The sequence below is a fragment of the Serratia sp. CY40230 genome (assembly GCF_052168835.1).
GTDB lineage: Bacteria > Pseudomonadota > Gammaproteobacteria > Enterobacterales > Enterobacteriaceae > Serratia > Serratia nematodiphila.
In genome coordinates this window covers 1-540 of record NZ_JBJNLX010000018.1, presented here as the reverse complement: position 1 = coordinate 540, position 540 = coordinate 1, and the positions used below count along the sequence as shown (strand labels likewise).

General features: G+C 52.4%; 1 rRNA gene. It reads left to right on the top strand.

What is annotated here, in order from left to right:
* Positions 1 to 522 (top strand): 16S ribosomal RNA (locus ACJ8IJ_RS23905); the annotation flags it as partial.
* Between the last annotated feature and the right edge of the window lie 18 nt (positions 523 to 540).

Here is a 540-nt window from a genome sequence, read left to right as displayed (position 1 = left end):
TTGGTGCCTTCGGGAACTCTGAGACAGGTGCTGCATGGCTGTCGTCAGCTCGTGTTGTGAAATGTTGGGTTAAGTCCCGCAACGAGCGCAACCCTTATCCTTTGTTGCCAGCGGTTCGGCCGGGAACTCAAAGGAGACTGCCAGTGATAAACTGGAGGAAGGTGGGGATGACGTCAAGTCATCATGGCCCTTACGAGTAGGGCTACACACGTGCTACAATGGCGTATACAAAGAGAAGCGACCTCGCGAGAGCAAGCGGACCTCATAAAGTACGTCGTAGTCCGGATTGGAGTCTGCAACTCGACTCCATGAAGTCGGAATCGCTAGTAATCGTAGATCAGAATGCTACGGTGAATACGTTCCCGGGCCTTGTACACACCGCCCGTCACACCATGGGAGTGGGTTGCAAAAGAAGTAGGTAGCTTAACCTTCGGGAGGGCGCTTACCACTTTGTGATTCATGACTGGGGTGAAGTCGTAACAAGGTAACCGTAGGGGAACCTGCGGTTGGATCACCTCCTTACCTAAAGATATTAGTTCG